The sequence below is a fragment of the Metasolibacillus sp. genome, from assembly GCF_025291715.1.
GTDB classification, from domain to species: domain Bacteria; phylum Bacillota; class Bacilli; order Bacillales_A; family Planococcaceae; genus Metasolibacillus; species Metasolibacillus louembei.
On record NZ_JAMBIZ010000034.1, the window covers coordinates 1 to 17,837 of the forward strand.

At 39.2% G+C, this 17,837-nt stretch carries 19 protein-coding genes and 2 tRNA genes; 15 read left to right on the top strand and 6 right to left on the bottom strand.

Annotated elements, in window-relative coordinates:
• Position 1 precedes the first annotated feature (1 nt).
• Together M3Z76_RS16540 and M3Z76_RS16545 are read left to right on the top strand one after the other, a co-directional pair.
• Positions 2 to 76 (top strand) — tRNA-Gly (locus M3Z76_RS16540).
• An 11-nt stretch (positions 77 to 87) separates the two neighbouring features.
• Positions 88 to 169, top strand: a tRNA-Leu gene (locus M3Z76_RS16545).
• A gap of 159 nt (positions 170 to 328) precedes the next feature.
• Here the strand turns inward: M3Z76_RS16545 and M3Z76_RS16550 are convergent.
• Positions 329 to 2,377: a catalase gene (locus tag M3Z76_RS16550; protein WP_293928864.1), complete on the bottom strand. Its 2,049-nt coding sequence runs from the start codon at positions 2,375 to 2,377 to the stop codon at positions 329 to 331.
• A 230-nt stretch (positions 2,378 to 2,607) separates the two neighbouring features.
• Here M3Z76_RS16550 and M3Z76_RS16555 point away from each other — a divergent pair, with 230 nt between their 5' ends.
• The 6 genes from M3Z76_RS16555 to M3Z76_RS16580 all read left to right on the top strand — a co-directional run bounded on the left by M3Z76_RS16555 (position 2,608) and on the right by M3Z76_RS16580 (position 6,602).
• Positions 2,608 to 3,660: a suppressor of fused domain protein gene (locus M3Z76_RS16555; protein ID WP_293928865.1), complete on the top strand. Its 1,053-nt coding sequence runs from the start codon at positions 2,608 to 2,610 to the stop codon at positions 3,658 to 3,660.
• Positions 3,661 to 3,677: 17 nt separating this feature from the next.
• Positions 3,678 to 4,223: a hypothetical protein gene (locus tag M3Z76_RS16560; protein WP_293928866.1), complete on the top strand. Its 546-nt coding sequence runs from the start codon at positions 3,678 to 3,680 to the stop codon at positions 4,221 to 4,223.
• On the top strand, positions 4,220 to 4,570 hold the full coding sequence (locus tag M3Z76_RS16565) for a hypothetical protein (RefSeq protein WP_293928868.1): 351 nt from the start codon (positions 4,220 to 4,222) through the stop codon (positions 4,568 to 4,570). The genes M3Z76_RS16560 and M3Z76_RS16565 overlap by 4 nt, the downstream gene beginning before the upstream one ends.
• Before the next feature lie 20 nt (positions 4,571 to 4,590).
• A complete protein-coding gene (locus M3Z76_RS16570; protein ID WP_293928869.1) occupies positions 4,591 to 4,905 on the top strand; it encodes a DUF5713 family protein in 315 nt (104 codons plus the stop codon).
• Positions 4,905 to 5,639, top strand: coding sequence for a DUF4253 domain-containing protein (locus tag M3Z76_RS16575; protein ID WP_293928870.1), 735 nt, complete (start codon positions 4,905 to 4,907; stop codon positions 5,637 to 5,639). The genes M3Z76_RS16570 and M3Z76_RS16575 overlap by 1 nt, the downstream gene beginning before the upstream one ends.
• Before the next feature lie 63 nt (positions 5,640 to 5,702).
• Positions 5,703 to 6,602: a S66 peptidase family protein gene (locus M3Z76_RS16580; protein ID WP_293928872.1), complete on the top strand. Its 900-nt coding sequence runs from the start codon at positions 5,703 to 5,705 to the stop codon at positions 6,600 to 6,602.
• Positions 6,603 to 6,822: 220 nt separating this feature from the next.
• Here the strand turns inward: M3Z76_RS16580 and M3Z76_RS16585 are convergent, their stop codons facing one another.
• Positions 6,823 to 7,329, bottom strand: coding sequence for a hypothetical protein (locus tag M3Z76_RS16585; protein WP_293928873.1), 507 nt, complete (start codon positions 7,327 to 7,329; stop codon positions 6,823 to 6,825).
• Positions 7,304 to 8,011: a B3/B4 domain-containing protein gene (locus tag M3Z76_RS16590; RefSeq protein WP_293928874.1), complete on the bottom strand. Its 708-nt coding sequence runs from the start codon at positions 8,009 to 8,011 to the stop codon at positions 7,304 to 7,306. The genes M3Z76_RS16585 and M3Z76_RS16590 overlap by 26 nt, the downstream gene beginning before the upstream one ends.
• Positions 8,012 to 8,070: 59 nt before the next feature.
• Here M3Z76_RS16590 and queG point away from each other — a divergent pair, with 59 nt between their 5' ends.
• From queG to M3Z76_RS16625, 7 genes are all read left to right on the top strand, one after another.
• Positions 8,071 to 9,210 carry a tRNA epoxyqueuosine(34) reductase QueG gene (gene queG / locus M3Z76_RS16595; RefSeq protein ID WP_293928875.1) on the top strand — a complete coding sequence of 380 codons (1,140 nt, stop codon included), beginning with the start codon at positions 8,071 to 8,073 and terminating at the stop codon, positions 9,208 to 9,210.
• A gap of 15 nt (positions 9,211 to 9,225) precedes the next feature.
• Positions 9,226 to 9,699 (top strand): tRNA (uridine(34)/cytosine(34)/5-carboxymethylaminomethyluridine(34)-2'-O)-methyltransferase TrmL, encoded by a 474-nt coding sequence (gene trmL, locus M3Z76_RS16600; RefSeq protein WP_293928877.1) that lies wholly within the window; start codon positions 9,226 to 9,228, stop codon positions 9,697 to 9,699.
• Between the two features lie 197 nt (positions 9,700 to 9,896).
• Positions 9,897 to 10,583, top strand: a complete 687-nt coding sequence (locus M3Z76_RS16605) for a response regulator transcription factor (RefSeq protein ID WP_293928879.1) — start codon at positions 9,897 to 9,899, stop codon at positions 10,581 to 10,583.
• A complete protein-coding gene (locus tag M3Z76_RS16610) occupies positions 10,567 to 11,955 on the top strand; it encodes a sensor histidine kinase (protein WP_293928881.1) in 1,389 nt (462 codons plus the stop codon). Before M3Z76_RS16605 ends, M3Z76_RS16610 begins: the two co-directional genes overlap by 17 nt.
• A 92-nt stretch (positions 11,956 to 12,047) precedes the next feature.
• A complete protein-coding gene (locus M3Z76_RS16615; protein ID WP_293928883.1) occupies positions 12,048 to 12,728 on the top strand; it encodes a polyphosphate polymerase domain-containing protein in 681 nt (226 codons plus the stop codon).
• 17 nt (positions 12,729 to 12,745) lie between these two features.
• The gene (locus tag M3Z76_RS16620) at positions 12,746 to 13,429 is read left to right on the top strand and encodes a DUF4956 domain-containing protein (protein ID WP_293928920.1); all 684 of its coding nucleotides are present in this window, start codon (positions 12,746 to 12,748) and stop codon (positions 13,427 to 13,429) included.
• Between the two features lie 129 nt (positions 13,430 to 13,558).
• Positions 13,559 to 15,355, top strand: a complete 1,797-nt coding sequence (locus M3Z76_RS16625) for a CotH kinase family protein (RefSeq protein ID WP_293928884.1) — start codon at positions 13,559 to 13,561, stop codon at positions 15,353 to 15,355.
• 14 nt (positions 15,356 to 15,369) lie between these two features.
• Here the strand turns inward: M3Z76_RS16625 and M3Z76_RS16630 are convergent, their stop codons facing one another.
• The 3 genes from M3Z76_RS16630 to M3Z76_RS16640 form a co-directional block, all read right to left on the bottom strand.
• The gene (locus tag M3Z76_RS16630; RefSeq protein ID WP_293928885.1) at positions 15,370 to 16,134 is read right to left on the bottom strand and encodes a sporulation protein; all 765 of its coding nucleotides are present in this window, start codon (positions 16,132 to 16,134) and stop codon (positions 15,370 to 15,372) included.
• Positions 16,135 to 16,234: 100 nt separating this feature from the next.
• Positions 16,235 to 17,251: a DUF4179 domain-containing protein gene (locus tag M3Z76_RS16635; RefSeq protein ID WP_293928886.1), complete on the bottom strand. Its 1,017-nt coding sequence runs from the start codon at positions 17,249 to 17,251 to the stop codon at positions 16,235 to 16,237.
• Positions 17,248 to 17,802 (bottom strand): sigma-70 family RNA polymerase sigma factor, encoded by a 555-nt coding sequence (locus tag M3Z76_RS16640; RefSeq protein ID WP_293928887.1) that lies wholly within the window; start codon positions 17,800 to 17,802, stop codon positions 17,248 to 17,250. Before M3Z76_RS16640 ends, M3Z76_RS16635 begins: the two co-directional genes overlap by 4 nt.
• Between the last annotated feature and the right edge of the window lie 35 nt (positions 17,803 to 17,837).

Below are 17,837 nucleotides of genomic sequence, written 5' to 3' on the forward strand. Positions count from 1 at the left end.
TGCGGAAGTAGTTCAGTGGTAGAACACCACCTTGCCAAGGTGGGGGTCGCGAGTTCGAACCTCGTCTTCCGCTCCAAATTTGCCTTTGCCAGTATGGCGGAATTGGCAGACGCGCGCGACTCAAAATCGCGTTCCTTCGGGAGTGTCGGTTCGACCCCGACTACTGGTATAATTTAAAGCATTGATATAAAGCACTTCACAAATACATGTGAGGTGTTTTTTTGGTATTCAAGATGTTAGATATAAATAATACGGGTATGAAGCTTAGCATTTTCTTAAACAAAATGGCCGTTATCGGTAAAATACCGATAAGCAGCCAGTTAGTAAATTATAACGTAGGATAAAGGAAACTTGGACGGTCCCAGAATCTTTGCTTCGCCATTGTATTTATAAATCTGTTAGCAAAATTCTCTTCTGCATCAGTTACAATTCCCTCATCACTTGATAAGCTTAGTGGTTTAAGTATAGCCTCACCATTTTGAATAATGCCGATAGGTTTAAAATGATTGTAGATATCGGTTGTAAACTTTTGAGCTGTATAAGCAAAATGTGTAGTGATATTGCCACTTCCGACAATAAGAATACCATCATATAGAAGTGGAGAACCTGTTAAAAAGCTATCATGTACTTCATATGTTACACCTTCAGTTCCGCTTACTCGCCCTAATGTTTCATGCACAATTACCACTCTTAATTTTGCTGCTGATAATTCGTCCAATAGCTTACTTACACTAAGACCATCGAAGCCTTCAGCTAAGAATACAGCGACACGCAATGTATCAGGTACAAAAATCGTATTTTGGAGACTAAGCGCTGGGGAGGATTTTATAACCGGAGACTCCTCCACATCAGGCACTGTAGTACCTAATTGCTTGGAAACGCTGTGTGCTAATTCGCTGCTAATATGAGCAAGTATATTCACCCATTCCTGTCGTACAAATGGTCCGCATTTTCCAAGCTCGAAGCAATAGGCACCAATGATTTGACGCTTTTCCATGTCACTCATACTATTCCAAAACATTTTTGCTTGAGAGTAATGATCATTAAATGATGGAGCTGTTTTTCTCACTTTATGCCCTACTACTGTTGCAGGATAAGTGACGAATCCACCCTGTGTGCCTGGTACTGTATATGGTGTATTATTGGCAAGCCCATTTCGATGATAAGCAACCTTTCCACGATCAATAATCATCCTTGATGCGCCATCCCGCTGGTTATTAGCAAATGGACATACTGGACGATTGATAGGTAGTTGTTGGTGATTCGCACCAAGTCGAGCCTGTTGAGTGTCTGTATAGGAGAATAATCTTCCTTGAAGAAGTGGATCATTTGAAAAATCAATGCCCCGCACAATATTCCCAGGATGAAATGCACTTTGTTCAGTTTCTGCAAAGGTATTATCAACATTGCGATTAATAATGATTTTACCAATTTTACGTAAAGGGAAATCTTCTTCAGGCCATAATTTTGTTGGGTCTAATATATCAAAATCAAAGGCAAATTCATCCTCTTCTTTAATCACTTGAATGGCTAGTTCATATTCAGGATAGTTGCCAACTTCAATATTTTCCCACAAATCTCTACGATGGAAGTCAGCATCGGAACCAAGGCGTTGTGCTTCGTCCCATATTAATGAATGTACACCAAGCAACGGCTTTATATGAAATTTAACAAAGTGAGATATACCATCCTTATTCACCAAACGGAAAGTGTGTACACCAAACCCTTCCATTGTTCTAAAGCTTTTAGGAAATGCACGATTAGATGCGATCCATAAAGACATATGGGCAGTTTCTTTGTTGTTCGCCATAAAGTCCCAAAATGTATTGTGTGCTGTTTGCCCTTGTGGATATTCATTATCGGGCTCTGGCTTAACCGAATGAATTAAATCAGGGAATTTGATTGCAACTTGAATAAAAAATACGGGCATATTAATAGCAATTAAATCATAATTACCGTCATCCGTATAAAATTTAACGGAAAATCCACGAACATCACGATTTGTCTCATTACAGCCTTTGGATCCAACAACTTGTGAAAAACGTACAAATAATGGTGTTTTTTTATTAGGGTCTTGCAAAAAATCAGCCATTGTTAAGTCTGATAATGATTCATATAGCTGAAATTCGCCATGAGCCCCATATCCTCTTGCATGTACGACACGTTCAGGAATACGCTCACGATCAAAATGTGCTAACTTTTCACGTGCAAGAAAATCTTCAATTAGTGTCGGTCCACGTTCGCCAGCTGTTAATGAATTTTCATCATCAGAAATTGTAATACCTTCATTGGAGGTCATTTTCTTTCCTTCAGATTCATGAATAAACTGTTCTAATTGCTCACGTTTTTTATTAGACGAATTTGTGTTATCCTTCAAGCTTTTCTCACCTCAAATAAATTATTATTTCGGTAAGAAGTATGCCCTATATTCTGAGTTTATATGCAGCATGCTATGAGTCAAAGGAAGAAATATCGAGCTCTAATATCTCTATTTCTAGGCCATAACGCTCATGACGAAGGGTAGTATGGTTCATTGACTTTTAAAATGCATTAACATAAAATTTCCTTATTCATTAAGTAATGTCAGGAATCTATGGAGGGATATGTATGACGGAGGAAGAAAATTATGAGGCACCTGGCTGGGATGCTATTGATCAAGCTGTAGAAAAAATATATGGTGATCAACAGCCAGCTCACTATGGCACAATGATTCCATACGCGCTTGGTGGAAATGATCCATTAGACGGTATAAGCGTTTATAAGAGTGAGCAGCCTATAGCACATTGGCATTTTGTTACATATGGCTTTTCAGAGCTATATGAAAAGGAATCGGATAATGTTGAAGTTAGTGGCTATGGCTTTGAATTAACATTTCGTTTAGCAAGGGACATTGCGGAGGAAGAGCCGCCAGCTTGGGCGCTTAATTTATTGCAAAATATGGGGAGATACGTATTTAGCAGTGGCAATGTATTTCGCGCAGGGGATTACTTAGATGCGAATGGACCGATTTGTCTTGATGCTGATACACAATTAACAGCACTTGCTTTTATTGAAGATTTAGAGCTTGCTACAATGGAGACAGCGAATGGGCAAGTTCAATTTTTACAGATGATAGGGATTACAGCAGATGAGCTTGAAGCTGTTCAAACTTGGAATACAAGAGGTTTACTAGAAGCTTGTCAGTCATATATGCCTTACTATATTACGGATTTAGAGCGAGCATCAATGGTAACGATACAAGAGGTGCAGGATGCTATAGAGCAAGGAATTAAACAAGATGGTTCTAGCACAGGTTATTTATACAATGAACAGCTAGCGTGGAGCTCAGGCGAGACAAAGTCAGCTATATTAACGATTGGTGCTAAGCAAGCAAATATCATAAAGAAAACATTAAATGGACGCCTTTTAAAAAATAAGTCACTTATCCTTGTTGGACAGCAAGCACAAATTACTTTGAATATCGGCGATATACCTGTAATACAAGAAAGTGAAGAAGGTATAGAAATTACACTTCATCATGCTGCATTAGAGGAATTGAATACGATACTAGAACCTAAGGAAAAAACAGTGAGTCTTTCTACGTTTAAAAGCTTAGAGATTCATATTATACCTACCTCTATAAAAGCCCAGGATGGCAATATTATAGAAACAATAGGCTAAAGAAAAGAGGTGGTCTGATGCAAATTGTCTATAAAGAAGTTGCATCTATACCGTGGCATCGCTTAACAACTGCTTATGGGAGAGGTACAGAAATTCCTGAATTAATAAAACATGAGCAGTATGGACAGCTAGCTCAATTAATTGAGCATCAAAGTACGTTATGGCAGGTCACACCTTGGACAATACAGCAGTTATTGTATACGCTACCAAATCGACCAATAGAAAGTATAACACAAGAAGAAATACAGCTATATGAGATTGTTGCCTCCGCCTTTACTTGGGAGGAGCTAACATCTAACCCTGTCCAGCATATGGATGAATTGCTACAGGAAAAATGGCTTTGGTCAGAAATTGAAGATGATGAGCTAGGCTGGGAGGAAGAGGAGCCCCGTGGCTATGAGCAATGTGCTTTTGTCAGCTACTATGTTTATAGCGAATATCAAATGTATGAAGCAATTCCAATATTTCAAAGGATTGCAAGCAGGCGAGAGCATTTAGCTCCAAGTTTACTAGAGCTGATTGCTCTTTTAGAAAGTCGCAAAAAATTTTGGAGGTCATTATGAGCGTTTCAATTTATTATACGTGTGAGCGCAATGAAGCATTAACCATTGAGGAACAAAATAAGATTCATGCTATTATTAATGACTATAATGAAAATTTTCAATGGTCAGATATCGCTGAAACATTTTATGTTTATGAGCAAGGCAGTGATGATACAACGATCATTTTCCAAGGCTCAACAAAGCTACCTTTAGTAGATGATTATGAAGTAGTTGTGCAAACTTTATTTTATTGGCTGCAATGCTTAACAGAGATTCGCAGAGCGATTGCTGAGGGAGACTGGCATGTACATTTAGATGATACAGATGCTATTTGGGATGAAGAAGAAGGTTGGCAGATGTCAAACTAAAAACAAAGGAGCTGGCTAAGATGAAAGAAATAAACTACTTAGAAATTATGTATAAAGATGATTATTATCCAAACTTTTTAGTAGATAAAATTAAAGTATTGTTAGAGGGCGGCGTTCATTATTTAGAGCAAGGACCTCATTCTTTAGAGGAAATTCAAGCAAAGTTTGATGAGATTACTTTAGCGATTAACGATTTAGAGGATGAGTTTTATGCGAATAGCAGTGAGCTTGAAACAGTTGCAAGAGATAGTATTGCTGAAACAGTTATTGATATATTGCAAGCATACAATATTGAGTTGGATGTGGAGGACGCATTACGGGAGCGTGAATGGTAATGCTGGAGGAAATGTTAGGCTATTTGCAGGGACAACCTACGAAGGTAATGTCTGCAACGCAATGGTCTGAAAAAGAAGGGGTACTCATTGTGCCGAGCTATAATTTGTCAGAAATGCTTGAGGAAGTATATGAGGAGCATGAATCTTTAAGTAATTTTGTACAACAGCAGCGACAGCAAATGCAGCATATAAGCATGGATGACGTTTGGCGTAAAATTGCAGAATCAAATCTTTTTCATTTGGAGCTTGAGCTAAGTAAGAAAAGCTTTGAGGAAATTTACCAATTGAGCTCCTCTCAAACAATTAATGAATCATTTTTAGATGAGGTACAGAAGGAAAGCGATGTTAGCTCATTTATAATAGATGAACAATGGATTGATGAACGCAATGAATATGAGGAAGGGAAAGTAATCGTTATGGCTGTGCCTACAGAAAAGGCGTTCGAGGCTACTTTATGGATGCCAATGGGTGGCTTTAATGAATGTCCTTTACCTCTTTATCAGGCAATGGTGATGAAGCATTGGCAAGAGCAATATGATGCGAAGCCGATTGCTGTAACGCAGGACTGCTGGGTTTTAAAAGCAGAGAACAAGCCTACTACATTTGAGGCAGCACTAGCTTTAGCGAAAGAGCATGTGTTATTTTGCCAGTATGTTTTAGAAGCTTTTTCAACGATTGGAGAGTACGCTGATTATTTAATGAAGGAATCAGTTTGGTATTTTTGGTGGGATTAAGCTCAGTTAGGCTACATACCTTTCATGATGTTATAATACAATTGATTGAAAGAGGTGGGGAAATTGAAAATTAGACCAGCAAAATTAACGCAGGGCGATACGGTTGGGGTGATTGCATTAAGCAGTCCATTAAAAATGGAACAGCTTCCAATTAAGCTAGAATTGCTTGAACGATTAGGTTTACGTTATAAGTTAGGAAGGACAATTGCGGAGTTTGATGGGTTTTTAGCGGGTAGTGATGAGGAACGCCTAGCAGATTTGCATGCGATGATAGCGGATGAAGAGATTCAAGCAATCTTTTGTGTGCGTGGGGGCTACGGAATTGGCAGACTGCTAGATAAAATCGATTATCAGCTTTTGCAGGAGAATCCCAAAATTATTTGGGGCTTTTCTGACGTGACGAGTCTGCATGTAGCAGTAAACCAATTTGCAGATTTAGTGACGTTTCACGGACCGATGTTAAGTGAAAGTAGCGAATCTTTAGATGAGCTATCTGCAAAAATGTTTCAGCAATTATTTACACCGATGGAGATTCATTATGATGAAGGGATTTCCAAGCTTGAAACAATTGTTGGTGGAGTAGCTCGTGGGGAATTAATTGGAGGCAATTTAAATCGTCTTGTGAGTACGCTAGCAACCAAATTCGAAGCGGATTTGCAGGATAAAATCGTTGTGTTAGAGGATATTCATGAGTCGCCAGATCGCGTTGACGGAATGTTAAATCAATTGCGTTTGGCTCGTAAGCTGGAGCAGGTGGCAGGCTTTGTGATTGGAGATTTTAATGGTGTCGAAGAAGCGGAGCTATTGAAAATTGTTTCGCATTATTTGAAGCCATTGAACAAACCTGTAGTAGCAGGCTTTAAAATCGGGCATTGCAGACCGAATATTGGTCTTCCATTAGGTGTCGAGGCGATATTAGATGCAGATGCGAAAGTGTTAAGAATACTACCTGGTGTGGAATAATAAAGAAGCTGCACTGTAGGCAATTGCTTACAGGCAGCTTCTTTTCGTAGTGAGCGTTTGATGTTAAATTATCAAGTTTGTTTGTCCTATTACTCATTTAGTTGGTAATTGGTAATCGGTAACATAATAACGGGTAACTTGTTATTGGTTTGCGTTTAGTTATCGCTAAAAGATTGAAAACGCTCATTACAACTTGGCTTGGAGTCTCACCGCACCAAGATTAGAAATACATAGAGTCATCAAAGTCGATTTGCACTTGATAGTTTTTCGCATTGATTGCATTTGAGAGGCGGTGTGCTTGCTTTTCCAGCTCAATTGCACGCACTCGATATTCCTCAGGGTTAAAAAGAGCGACATTATATAAAATCGTTTCCCCTATGCTATGCATATAGCTTTCTTTTTCAGAAATGCCAAATGTCTTTGCTTGCCCAGCTTCAGCGCGGAGCTGTGTTGCAAGCTCAATCGCTTCAACGATAGCAAGCTTTTCTCCATTAAACTCAATAAAGTGATCAATATTTGCGCGGTAAATTAAGCGATCAAGCGTACGTGAATCTTTTCTGACTACAGCTAAATCTGCTTCGACTTGCTGCATTGTGCGTCCCTGTGCTTTTGGTTCTTCCCCTTTTTCTATAACCGTGAAGGAAACAGTGGAGAGCTCGATAGAAAGGTCACTAATTTTTTGTCTTAAAATGCTTTTTAATTTAATTGCTTCCGCTAATGAAATCATTTAATGGCACCTCTTTTGTTGTATTTGACAGCAAGGCGATAGAGAAATCGCCACCATTGACTTGTGTGAACATTTTGCCAACGGCTGCTAGCAATTCCTTACAATTATCTTCAGATTGAGATGGACGTAAATACAGGATCTGCAAGGCAGATGTTGTTTGCTCTGTTACAGCTGTGCGTTGTGAATCAACGAAGGGACTGCCAAATGCTCCAAGCTCATCATCTGTATATAAAATATTTTTAAGTGAGTTATAACGTCCGTTTAAGCCTTCATAGCCTGTTTCCTCATCGCCAAGAGCTATTTCAATATCGCCTTGTAGCTTGTCCATGTCGTAAATTCCAATAGGTACTTCATATTGCAATGAGAAGAAATTATTTAAATCGACTGCTGAATGGAACGGTGTTAAATAATTTTGCTTGGCAATGCGGCGCATTAAGCTTTCGGCTGAATGACGATAGCGATTAGGGTCTGCCCCAAGCGTCTTCCAAAGCTTACGCCATTCGGCAATCCCTGCTCGTTCTGTCACAGGAGTTTCCTGCATTTCCAAAAATAAATTTTCCTGATAAAGCTGTATGCGACCTTTAATCATTTGAGGAGAATCTGACACGACAATTTTGTTATAATAAATAATGCCGATTTTTAAATTATATGTAGAAAGTGAATCGCGCAATGCAATTTTCATAAAATCACCTGCTTATTAAGAGTAGATATTATTATAGCAATAAGGAGAGAAAAAGGAAAATGAATGTCACTGATTTACAGACAGAGCTTATTTTGTATGCAAAATCAATCGGTGTCGATAAAATTGGATTTACAACAGCCTCTCCGTTTATCGAATTAAAAAATCGTTTGCGTCGCCAGCAAGAATTAGGCTATCAATCTGGCTTTGAAGAGTCCGATATTGAGAAAAGAACAGAGCCGTTGCAATTGTTAGACCAAGCAGAAAGCATTATTGCAATTGCTCTTGCCTATCCTTCTAAAATGCAAGATGCCCCTTTAGGGAAAAAGGGGGAGCGACGCGGTATTTTTTGTCGTGCTTCTTGGGGAGTGGATTATCATGTTGCCGTACGTGAGCGTTTGCAGTTAATTGAGGCATGGCTATGTGAGCGTGTACCAGATGTTAAAATAAAATCAATGGTTGATACAGGAGAGCTGTCAGACCGTGCAGTAGCAGAGCGTGCAGGCATCGGCTGGAGCGCTAAAAATTGTTCTATTATTACGCCAGAGTTTGGCTCTTATGTTTATTTAGGTGAGCTAATTACAAACATTCCATTTGCACCAGACCAGCCAATGGAGGACGAATGTGGTGAGTGCAGACTTTGCATTGATGTATGCCCAACAGGTGCTATTGTGGAGGGAGGGCAATTAAATGCACAGCGCTGCATCGCCTTTTTAACACAGACAAAAGGCTTTTTACCTGATGAGTTTCGTGGGAAAATTGGCAATCGTCTATATGGCTGTGATACATGCCAGACAGTTTGCCCGAAAAATAAAGGCAAGGTGAATTGGATTCATGAGGAATTTATGCCTGATCCAGAGTTAGCAAAGCCTTTGTTAGAGCCACTATTAACGATTTCAAACAAGGAATTTAAAACGAAATTTGGACATGTTTCTGGCTCATGGCGTGGTAAAAAGCCTATTCAGCGCAATGCCATTTTAGCGCTAGCTCATTTTAAGGAGCAGCAGGCGGTGCCAAAGCTATTAGCAGTTATGAACAAGGATGAGCGCCCCGTTATTCGCGGAACTGCCGCATGGGCGCTTGGAAAAATTGGTGGACAAGGTGTCAAAGAAGCGTTGCTAGCAGCAAAAGAGCGTGAGCAAGATGCAGAAGTGCTAGCTGAAATCGACAAAGGGCTAGCATTATTAGTAGAAATTGAGTGAGAGAAGGGTTTATTTATGCCATTGCATATTGTTTTATATCAGCCAGAAATTCCAGCAAATACAGGAAATATTGCACGTACATGTGCTGGGACGAATACGAGCTTACATTTAATTCGTCCGTTAGGCTTTTCAACAGATGATAAAATGCTGAAGCGAGCTGGTCTTGATTATTGGGAGCACGTTCATGTCGTGTATCACGATTCATTAGAGGATTTTATCGCTTATAGCGAGGGCGGCGATGTCTATTTAATTGAAACATACAGTGATGAGCCGTTTACAACGCATGATTTTAGTGACAGTGAGCGCAATATTTATTTCATGTTTGGTAAGGAAACGACAGGTTTGCCGAAGGATTTTGCTTATGAGCGTCGAGATATGTGCTTACGCATTCCACAGAGCGACCATATTCGTTCGCTGAATTTATCGAATACGGCGGCGATTGTTATTTATGAGGCATTAAGGCAACAAGGATATCCAGGGCTGAAATAAAGAAAAACGCAGATAAGTCATCGGAATTCGCAGATAATTTGAGAGAAAGCGCAGATAAGTTACGAAAATTCGCAGATAAACAATCAAAATGCAAAGTCATTTGTGAGAAGTTAAATAGCATCTCCTTTATGGAGGTGCTATTTCTTTGACATCTAGCTGACATCATAGCGTGTTACAGTAACGGGAGAGGTGAGAACATGACAAAAATACTTGTAGTGGAAGACGAATTTGCGATTAGTCAGGTGCTGAAGGTCTATTTAGAGAAGGTTGGTTATCAAGTTGTGCAATGCTATAATGGCGGACAGGCTCTAGCATTATTTAACGAGCATCAGCCAAATTTAGTATTGCTTGATATTATGCTGCCTGATAAAAATGGCTGGTCAATTTTGCAGGAAATTCGTCAGCAAAGTAGCTGTCCTGTTATAATGCTGACAGCCTTAGGCGAGGTACAAGATCGTTTAGCCGGCTTTGATAAAGGGGCGGATGATTATATTGTGAAGCCCTTTGTGGCAGATGAGATGATTGCAAGAGTGAAGGCGGTATTACGACGTTCGCAAGGCAATGAGCAATCAACCTTTATGAAGCGCTTTGGGCAGCTTGAAATTGATATGAGGGCACACACAGTTACATTGCATGGACAGGAGGTTGTATTAACACCGAGAGATTTATCTGTTCTGCTTTTTTTGGCAGAGTATCCGAATCAAACGTTTACAAGAGATCAGTTAATCGAGCATGTATGGGGCTGGGAATATGATGGCAGTGACCGTGCTGTCGATTTAGCTATTAAACGATTACGCAAGGCATTGACTGATTGGGATGTAGCGGAAGGTGAAATTAGGACGTTGCGAGGATTGGGGTATCAGCTAAGTGTTGCAAAAAAATAAAAAAACGACGTTGCTACGTTATTGGACAAGCCGCTATTTGGCAACATTGCTTATAGGACTAGCGATTATTTTCCTTCTTTCAGCAAGCTGGATTCGCCATACAGCCTTTACGAACCGCATTGAAATGATGACATTTTTAGCAGAGGAAACGGTTTATCGGCTGACAGACACAACGGATAAAATGCCAAACTTTATCGATGAGCGAGGGCGGCTGCAAATGCGTGAAATTGATCCAATTTTATATATAGCGGATGCAGATGGGAATATTTTAACAAGCAACCGGCCGATGCCACCAGACAGTATAAAAAATGTGGCGACATGGTTAGAGGGCGATAAAGAATATACAAAAGTATCCTTGATGCCACAGGGTGAGCATTATCTTGTCAAAAAGCCAATTTATGTGGATGAAGCGCTATATGGATGGGTGCTTGTATTAGAGGACGAGCGTCATTTAACACAGGTGAATCAAGCATATGGGCAGCTCGCTTTATTGATAGGTGCCTTAGCAGTGCTTGGTTGGGGAGCGATTTATTTTTTATCAAGGCGTTTAGCAGCACCGATTAAGCAAGTAGCAGATGCAGCGAAGCAAATTCAAGGTGGCAATTATGATGTGTATTTACCTGAAAATAATAAGGAACAAGAGGTTGATGAGCTTGTGACATCGTTTAAGGAGATGGCAACGAAGCTAGAGCAGCTAGAAAAAACGCGTACCGAATTATTGGCAGGGGTGACGCATGAATTGAAAACACCTGTAACATCGATTAGCGGCTTATTACAAGCAGTGAACGATGGTGTTGTAACAGGAGATGAGGCACAAGCCTTTATCCAAATGGCCTTACAGGAAACAACGAAAATGAAAACGATGGTTGGCGATTTGCTCGCATTTAACCGTTTTGCGGTTGATGCGCTGCCTGTTCATATTGAAACAATTTATATGAATGAGATTGTACGAAATATAGTACAGCAATGGGAGCTATTGCATGAGAAGCAACAGCTTGTGGTACATTATCTTGAGCCTGATGCTGAGATACAGGGGGATGTAGTGCGTTTACAGCAAATATTAACGAATTTATTGACGAATGCTGAGCAAGCAATTGAGCAGCAAGGAACGATTACAATAACAATTGAGCAAGAGGAAAAGCGTGTCATTATGACAATTCAGGATACGGGAAAAGGCATTTTACCAGAGGATCAGCCATTTATTTTTGAGCGCTTTTACCGAGGGGAAAATAAAAAGTACGCGGTGCGTGGCTTAGGATTAGGTCTGTCACTAAGCAAAATGATGGCACAATCCATCGGTGGTGATTTGCAATTGATTAACAGCAGCGAGGCTGGAACAAGCTTCGAAATAACTTTGGTGAAAGCAGTATGAGAGTGCGAAAAATTTTTCGCACTCTTTTTTGTGCTGACATCTGCCTGACACATTGGATGCTTATAGTAAGAGTTGTAAAGGGAGTGAGCACAATGAAAAATGGTAGAAAAGAGATTAAACATGCTATTTCTTATCCGCAGTACATGATGATGAAAAGCAAGCTTGCACATGTTATGCAGCTTGATGCACATGCGAATGCAAACGGAAAATATTTAATCCGTAGCACGTACTTTGATAATTTTTCAAATAAAGCGTTAAACGAAAAAAAGGAAGGCTATTTGCATCGTGATAAGTATCGGGTACGCATTTATGACAAGGCAGCGACGACAGTTTACTTAGAACGCAAAAGCAAGCGCCACAATATGACGTTTAAAACAAAATGTCTAATGACGAAAGCGGAATATGAAAAAATGCGGCGCAGTGAGCTAGAGTGGATGGAAAAAGATGAGCGGGCATTAATCCGCGATTTATATGAACAGATGATGTATCAGCAATTAAAGCCTGTGACGGTTGTTGATTATGAGCGAGAGGCGTATGTCTATCCATTCGGCAATGTACGTGTAACCTTTGATAGCAAAATTCAGACGAGTGTGCGCAATAATGATATGTTTCAGCCGTATTTGCCAATGGTCGATGTGCTTGAGCCAAATATGCTGGTGCTGGAAGTGAAGTATGATGAGTATTTACCAGATATTATTAAATATTTACTGCAATCAGTAGATACACATGCCGAAGCCTATTCCAAATATCAATTAAGCCGTATGTTCGGCTAAAAAAGGAGAGATTTATGATGGATACAACGAATTTTACAGATATTTTTAAATCAAGCTTTCTTGAGAAAACAACATCCTTTTCTTTGACAGATTCATTGATTGGATTAGTTGTTGCATTTTTTGTTGGGTTGTTTATTTATGCGGTGTATAAAAAAACATTCAACGGCATTATTTATTCACATTCCTTTAATATTTCGCTATTGATTATGACGATGGCAACGGCACTAGTCATTATGGGGATTAGCTCAAATGTCTTGTTATCTCTAGGGATGGTTGGGGCATTATCAATTGTTCGTTTCCGTACACCAATTAAAGACCCGATGGATTTAGTATATATTTTCTGGGCAATTGTTTCAGGTATTTTGTGTGGTGCAGGCTTTATTCCACTTGTTATTGTCGGTGCGATTTTAATCGGCTTAGTGTTAGTCGTATTTGTCAATAAAATGACGATTGAAAATCCTTATTTGCTTGTCGTGAAATTTGAACAAGCAGCAGTGAATGAAGAGCTAGAGCAGTTAATGGCAAAGTATTCGAAAAAGTATGCGTTAAAATCAAAATCAATCATGCAAGGTAGCGATATTGAGGCAACATATGAGGTACGTATGAAATCAGGTGATGCACAATTAATGGAGGCTGTTGCGCAATTAAATGGTGTGAAATCAGCAATTATGCTGAGCTATGATGGCAATTTTACGGCTTAGCTTGTTTAAAAGTGGTGATTCGCTCAACGACATGCAATTTTCGCTCAACAAACAGGGAAATTCGCTCATCCAAAATATAAATCAGGGGTTGTCTGGAAAAGGGACAATCCCAATCAAGGGGGATACAGCATGATAAAATCACGTGTGGTCTATTTATGTATGGCAACTTTATTGCTGCTCTTTATTGTGATGGTTGCCATTATACCAAACATCGGTATTCAAACGACAAATGCGGCATTTTCCTATGAGGAGCTTGTCTTTAACCAAAGCAAAGTAACAACGGTTGATATTGAAATCTCTGAAGAGGATTGGCAGAGTATGCTTGAAAATGCTGTAGCAGAGGAGTATAAAGAAGCAACTGTCACAGTGAACGGTAAGCGAATGGAGCATGTCGCCATTCGCACAAAGGGCAATTTAACCTTGAACTCAGTAGTTAATAGTGATTCAGACCGCTATAGCTTTAAAATCGACTTCGATTATTATGATAATGAACAGAGCTTATATGGTTTAACAAAGCTTAATTTGAACAATAATTATAGCGATACAACATTAATGAGGGAATACATTTCTTATGAAATCATGGAGGAAATAGGGCTGCCAACACCAGCACATTCCTATATGTACATTACAGTCAATGGTCAAGACCAAGGCTTATATTTAGGTGTGGAGCAGGTGGATGAAACGTTTCTTGCTAACAACTTTGGCTCTAACGATGGTTTTTTATATAAACCAGATGGCGTAGGTAGTGATTTAAAATATATTAGTGATGATCTAAGTGATTATACAGGTATTGATTTAAAAACAAATGAAGCGAATGCAGAAAGCTCTAAATGGGTTGAGATGGTAAAGGCACTTAGCGAAGGTGGAGACCTTGAGCAATATTTAGATGTTGATGAAATATTAAGATATTTCGCAGTCAATACCGCTTTAGTTAACCTTGATAGCTATCAAAGTAATTTAAAGCACAATTACTACTTGTATGAGGAAAATGGTGTTTTTTCTATTATTCCATGGGATTATAATATGTCCTTTGGTGGTTTTAGCATGGGAATGGGTGGTGGTAATATGCCACAGCCAACCGAAGATGCTGATATGTCCAATGCAAATGGCATAGGGAGATGGGGCAATATGCCATTACAAAATGAGGATGCTGACATGTCAAAAGATGGTGCGAACATGCAACGAGGAAATAGAATGGGCATGGATATGATGGGACAATCAACAGATTTATTAGCAGAAGAAGCCGTTAATTTTAGTATTTATACACCTGTATCAGGCATCTCATTAGAAGAGCGTCCATTATTAAATACGTTACTTTCGAATGATGAATATCTAGCTATATATGAAGGCTACCTAGAGGAAGTTGCGACAACATATTTAACAGAACAGTATGTGCAAAATATAACGAATAATTTAGCTGCATTGCTGACAACATATGTGGAAGCTGATCCGACAAAATTTTCTACAACAGAGCAGTTTTTAGAAGCTGTAAAAGGCGAAAAAAGCTTACCTGAATTTGCTAAACAACGCTCAGCATCTATTTTAAAGCAGTTATCAGGTGAGCTTGTAATAGAAGCAAGCACAACATCAAGCAATGAAGGTTTTCCAGAGCGCTTTCAAAATGGGGAAATGAATGGGCAACCTCCTGCTAATTGGAATGAAGATGAAATGGAGCTACCAGCCAATAGAGAGGAGGGGCAGCAAGGAGCATTTGGACAGCCACCAGCTAATTGGAATGGAGATCAAATGCAACCGCCGAATCGAGAGGGTGGACAAAGGATGCCAAATGGAGCTAACGAATCCACAAATAATACGGCAATGCTCGTTATAGGCGCTGTCACCTTGATTCTTTTAATTGCTGCTACAATCTTTGTTTTTAAATTTAATCGTAGAGGTAGTAAGAAAAAACGGCTGCTCGAATTTTGAGCAGCCATTTTCGTTTACATATGCTTATTAATTGCCTGTTGTAGTTTTGCTGAAATCGAATCACCTTCGGAAATAGTTAGGCGGACAAAGCTTTCATCCATATCTAAGGCTTCTGATAAAAGGCTAGCTAATCCTCGAACTTTACGGTCTACTTGCAATAAAATTTCCGCTGAACGCTCTGTTTGAGAGAGGAATACTAATTCTAATTCATCTAAGCGTCCACGATACGTATTAGCTGTTGGCACAAACTCAAACTCTTGCAAAAACGGATAGCTTTGTCGATAACGTGCAGGAGCAGCTTCGCAATCTACTTTACGCAAATGAAAGCCGAGCTGTTGCACCTCATGTATAATTTCAGTAGCAAGTGGTGTTGGCTTAATTTCAATATAATCTTTATCAGTTGGGTCAACAGCCGCCTTGATATCTAGCCCAGTCTGAATCCAGACACGCGTCTGTCCCAATGTAACTGGCACATCTGTTGGTAGGATGAAGGAAAATGGAATGCTATGAAACTCATTTGCTCGAATTGTAAAAGCCTCGTTTAGCTTCATACTTTTTAAAACTGCAGTTTCATTGCGTTTCGAGTCATTTACTTCTTTTAAATAATTTGCACATAAATTTAAATAAATTGTATCAATTTGTTGTTCTGCATTGCCGCCTCTAATTTCAACAATACCACTTACTACATCACCCACATTGTATGTTGTATACTGTAGCTTTGTATCAACAGTGGCAGAACCAATCCCAACACTCGCTAAAACTTTGTTAAAAAAAGACATATAAAAATCCTCCTATGTTGTATTGATTTTCATACGTTTTATAAAAGAAAAAGGTTTCACAATTTTTCACAGCAATATTTTCATGCAGCCTGTCTATATATTATTTTAAATCAATTGCCATCTCAGGCATTACTGGACCAACTTTATTATCTCCCGCACCCTTACTATAGAAAATTTCAGGTGTGATAAATAGTGTAGTCGCTTCTGGAGGTAGTTGGTCAATTGAAAAGCTCCAATGCATTGTAGCTGTTTCGATATTGCCTTGTCCTCCATTACCTTGTGCTTCGTAAACATTCCCTAAATTATCGCGTACTTTTTTAATTGTAATGGAAGCCCATGGCCATTCTTCCATCGTATTTTTATCAAGCTGTTGTGTATAATGCACGATGGTAGATAAAGCATTTTGCTCAATTGAATTGATGATGACTTGAACACCATCAACCTCTTGCTCCACATGTACCTTTTTCACATCATTTTCTAGTTTCGGTAGCTTAAATTCGAAGGACCAATCTCCTTTATAGACAACACCCGACTCTGCTTGAATATCAGTAGGATGCCAGCTGACTAAAACTTCTTCTGGTGCAACACCCTCAAAAAATGGTGTGATTTTCATGACACCAACATAGGTGTTTGCGTCAATTCTCTCAAGCGACATTCCTCCACCAGCTCCTGTAGCTGATTGAATATCAATGTTGGCAGAACCGTTAATAAAGTGTAGCTCACCTAAATTTTTTTCTGATTCAATCGCATAGGTCAGTGTGACAGATGTACCATCAAATATTGCATTTTCAATCATTATCGAAATACCATCACTTGTTTGCATTTGCTCAACAATCGTCGCTAAGTCGCTATAGTTATTATGAATAAAATATTTATCTGTATATTCCACAATATTTTTCATAAAAGGTATTTGTGCTGCAAAGGATGGGAATGTCAATGGTGTGACAATCGTTCCACCGAGTAATATAGCAGCAATTATTGCATATTTACGCCAAGCTGCACGCTTCTTTTTTTGACCAAGCACATACTTTGTTAGTCGCTTTTTTTCTAGTTCATCAACAGCCATAGGCTCAAGTTCATCAATATTTAAGTTTGCGAATTTTTTGTAGTCGCTCATATAAACATCTCCTTTAATTGTGGGGATTCGGCTAATTTTTTTTTGCCGCGGTATAGGCGGTTATCCACAGCCGCTTTCGTTAAGGATAAGGCATCCGCAATTTCACTATTGGACATTTCTAAAAAATATTTCATTGTAAAAATATCGCCATCAGGTGGCTCTAGTTGGCTAATGTGAAGGAGCATTGTGTTTTTTTGCTCCTGCTTTAAAATTGTTTGCTCGCTGTTACTATTATGTTGCTCGTAGCAGTCAACGAGCTCAGCCGCCCGCATATTTTGCTTGTCTAATGCACGGTAATAATCAATCGCTTTATATTTTGTAATGGTACCAAGCCAGCGCTTGAAGTCAGCAGGCTCTCCTTGAAACTTCTCGGCATTTTGCCATACATCTAAAAATACATCATTAATGCATTCATCAATCGCGCTTTGCTTGCCGATTGGTGCTAAAATTTTGAAGGCAATTGCTTTTACAAATGGTAAGTATTCATCGATGATGTATTCAAGCGCGTCCTCTTTTTGTTTTTTCAAACGTTTTATAAATTTATGCTGCATAAACAAAACTCCTTATCTTTTTAGAAAAAGCTTTT

Excerpts from the sequence above, each read along its gene's own strand:
- M3Z76_RS16555 (WP_293928865.1), top strand. The coding sequence starts at position 2,608 with ATGACGGAGGAAGAAAATTATGAGGCACCTGGCTGGGATGCTATTGAT.
- M3Z76_RS16560 (WP_293928866.1), top strand. The coding sequence starts at position 3,678 with ATGCAAATTGTCTATAAAGAAGTTGCATCTATACCGTGGCATCGCTTA.
- M3Z76_RS16565 (WP_293928868.1), top strand. The coding sequence starts at position 4,220 with ATGAGCGTTTCAATTTATTATACGTGTGAGCGCAATGAAGCATTAACC.
- M3Z76_RS16570 (WP_293928869.1), top strand. The coding sequence starts at position 4,591 with ATGAAAGAAATAAACTACTTAGAAATTATGTATAAAGATGATTATTAT.
- M3Z76_RS16575 (WP_293928870.1), top strand. The coding sequence starts at position 4,905 with ATGCTGGAGGAAATGTTAGGCTATTTGCAGGGACAACCTACGAAGGTA.
- M3Z76_RS16585 (WP_293928873.1), bottom strand. The coding sequence starts at position 7,329 with ATGATTTCATTAGCGGAAGCAATTAAATTAAAAAGCATTTTAAGACAA.
- M3Z76_RS16590 (WP_293928874.1), bottom strand. The coding sequence starts at position 8,011 with ATGAAAATTGCATTGCGCGATTCACTTTCTACATATAATTTAAAAATC.
- queG (WP_293928875.1), top strand. The coding sequence starts at position 8,071 with ATGAATGTCACTGATTTACAGACAGAGCTTATTTTGTATGCAAAATCA.
- trmL (WP_293928877.1), top strand. The coding sequence starts at position 9,226 with ATGCCATTGCATATTGTTTTATATCAGCCAGAAATTCCAGCAAATACA.
- M3Z76_RS16605 (WP_293928879.1), top strand. The coding sequence starts at position 9,897 with ATGACAAAAATACTTGTAGTGGAAGACGAATTTGCGATTAGTCAGGTG.
- M3Z76_RS16615 (WP_293928883.1), top strand. The coding sequence starts at position 12,048 with ATGAAAAATGGTAGAAAAGAGATTAAACATGCTATTTCTTATCCGCAG.
- M3Z76_RS16620 (WP_293928920.1), top strand. The coding sequence starts at position 12,746 with ATGGATACAACGAATTTTACAGATATTTTTAAATCAAGCTTTCTTGAG.
- M3Z76_RS16625 (WP_293928884.1), top strand. The coding sequence starts at position 13,559 with ATGATAAAATCACGTGTGGTCTATTTATGTATGGCAACTTTATTGCTG.
- M3Z76_RS16630 (WP_293928885.1), bottom strand. The coding sequence starts at position 16,134 with ATGTCTTTTTTTAACAAAGTTTTAGCGAGTGTTGGGATTGGTTCTGCC.
- M3Z76_RS16635 (WP_293928886.1), bottom strand. The coding sequence starts at position 17,251 with ATGAGCGACTACAAAAAATTCGCAAACTTAAATATTGATGAACTTGAG.
- M3Z76_RS16640 (WP_293928887.1), bottom strand. The coding sequence starts at position 17,802 with ATGCAGCATAAATTTATAAAACGTTTGAAAAAACAAAAAGAGGACGCG.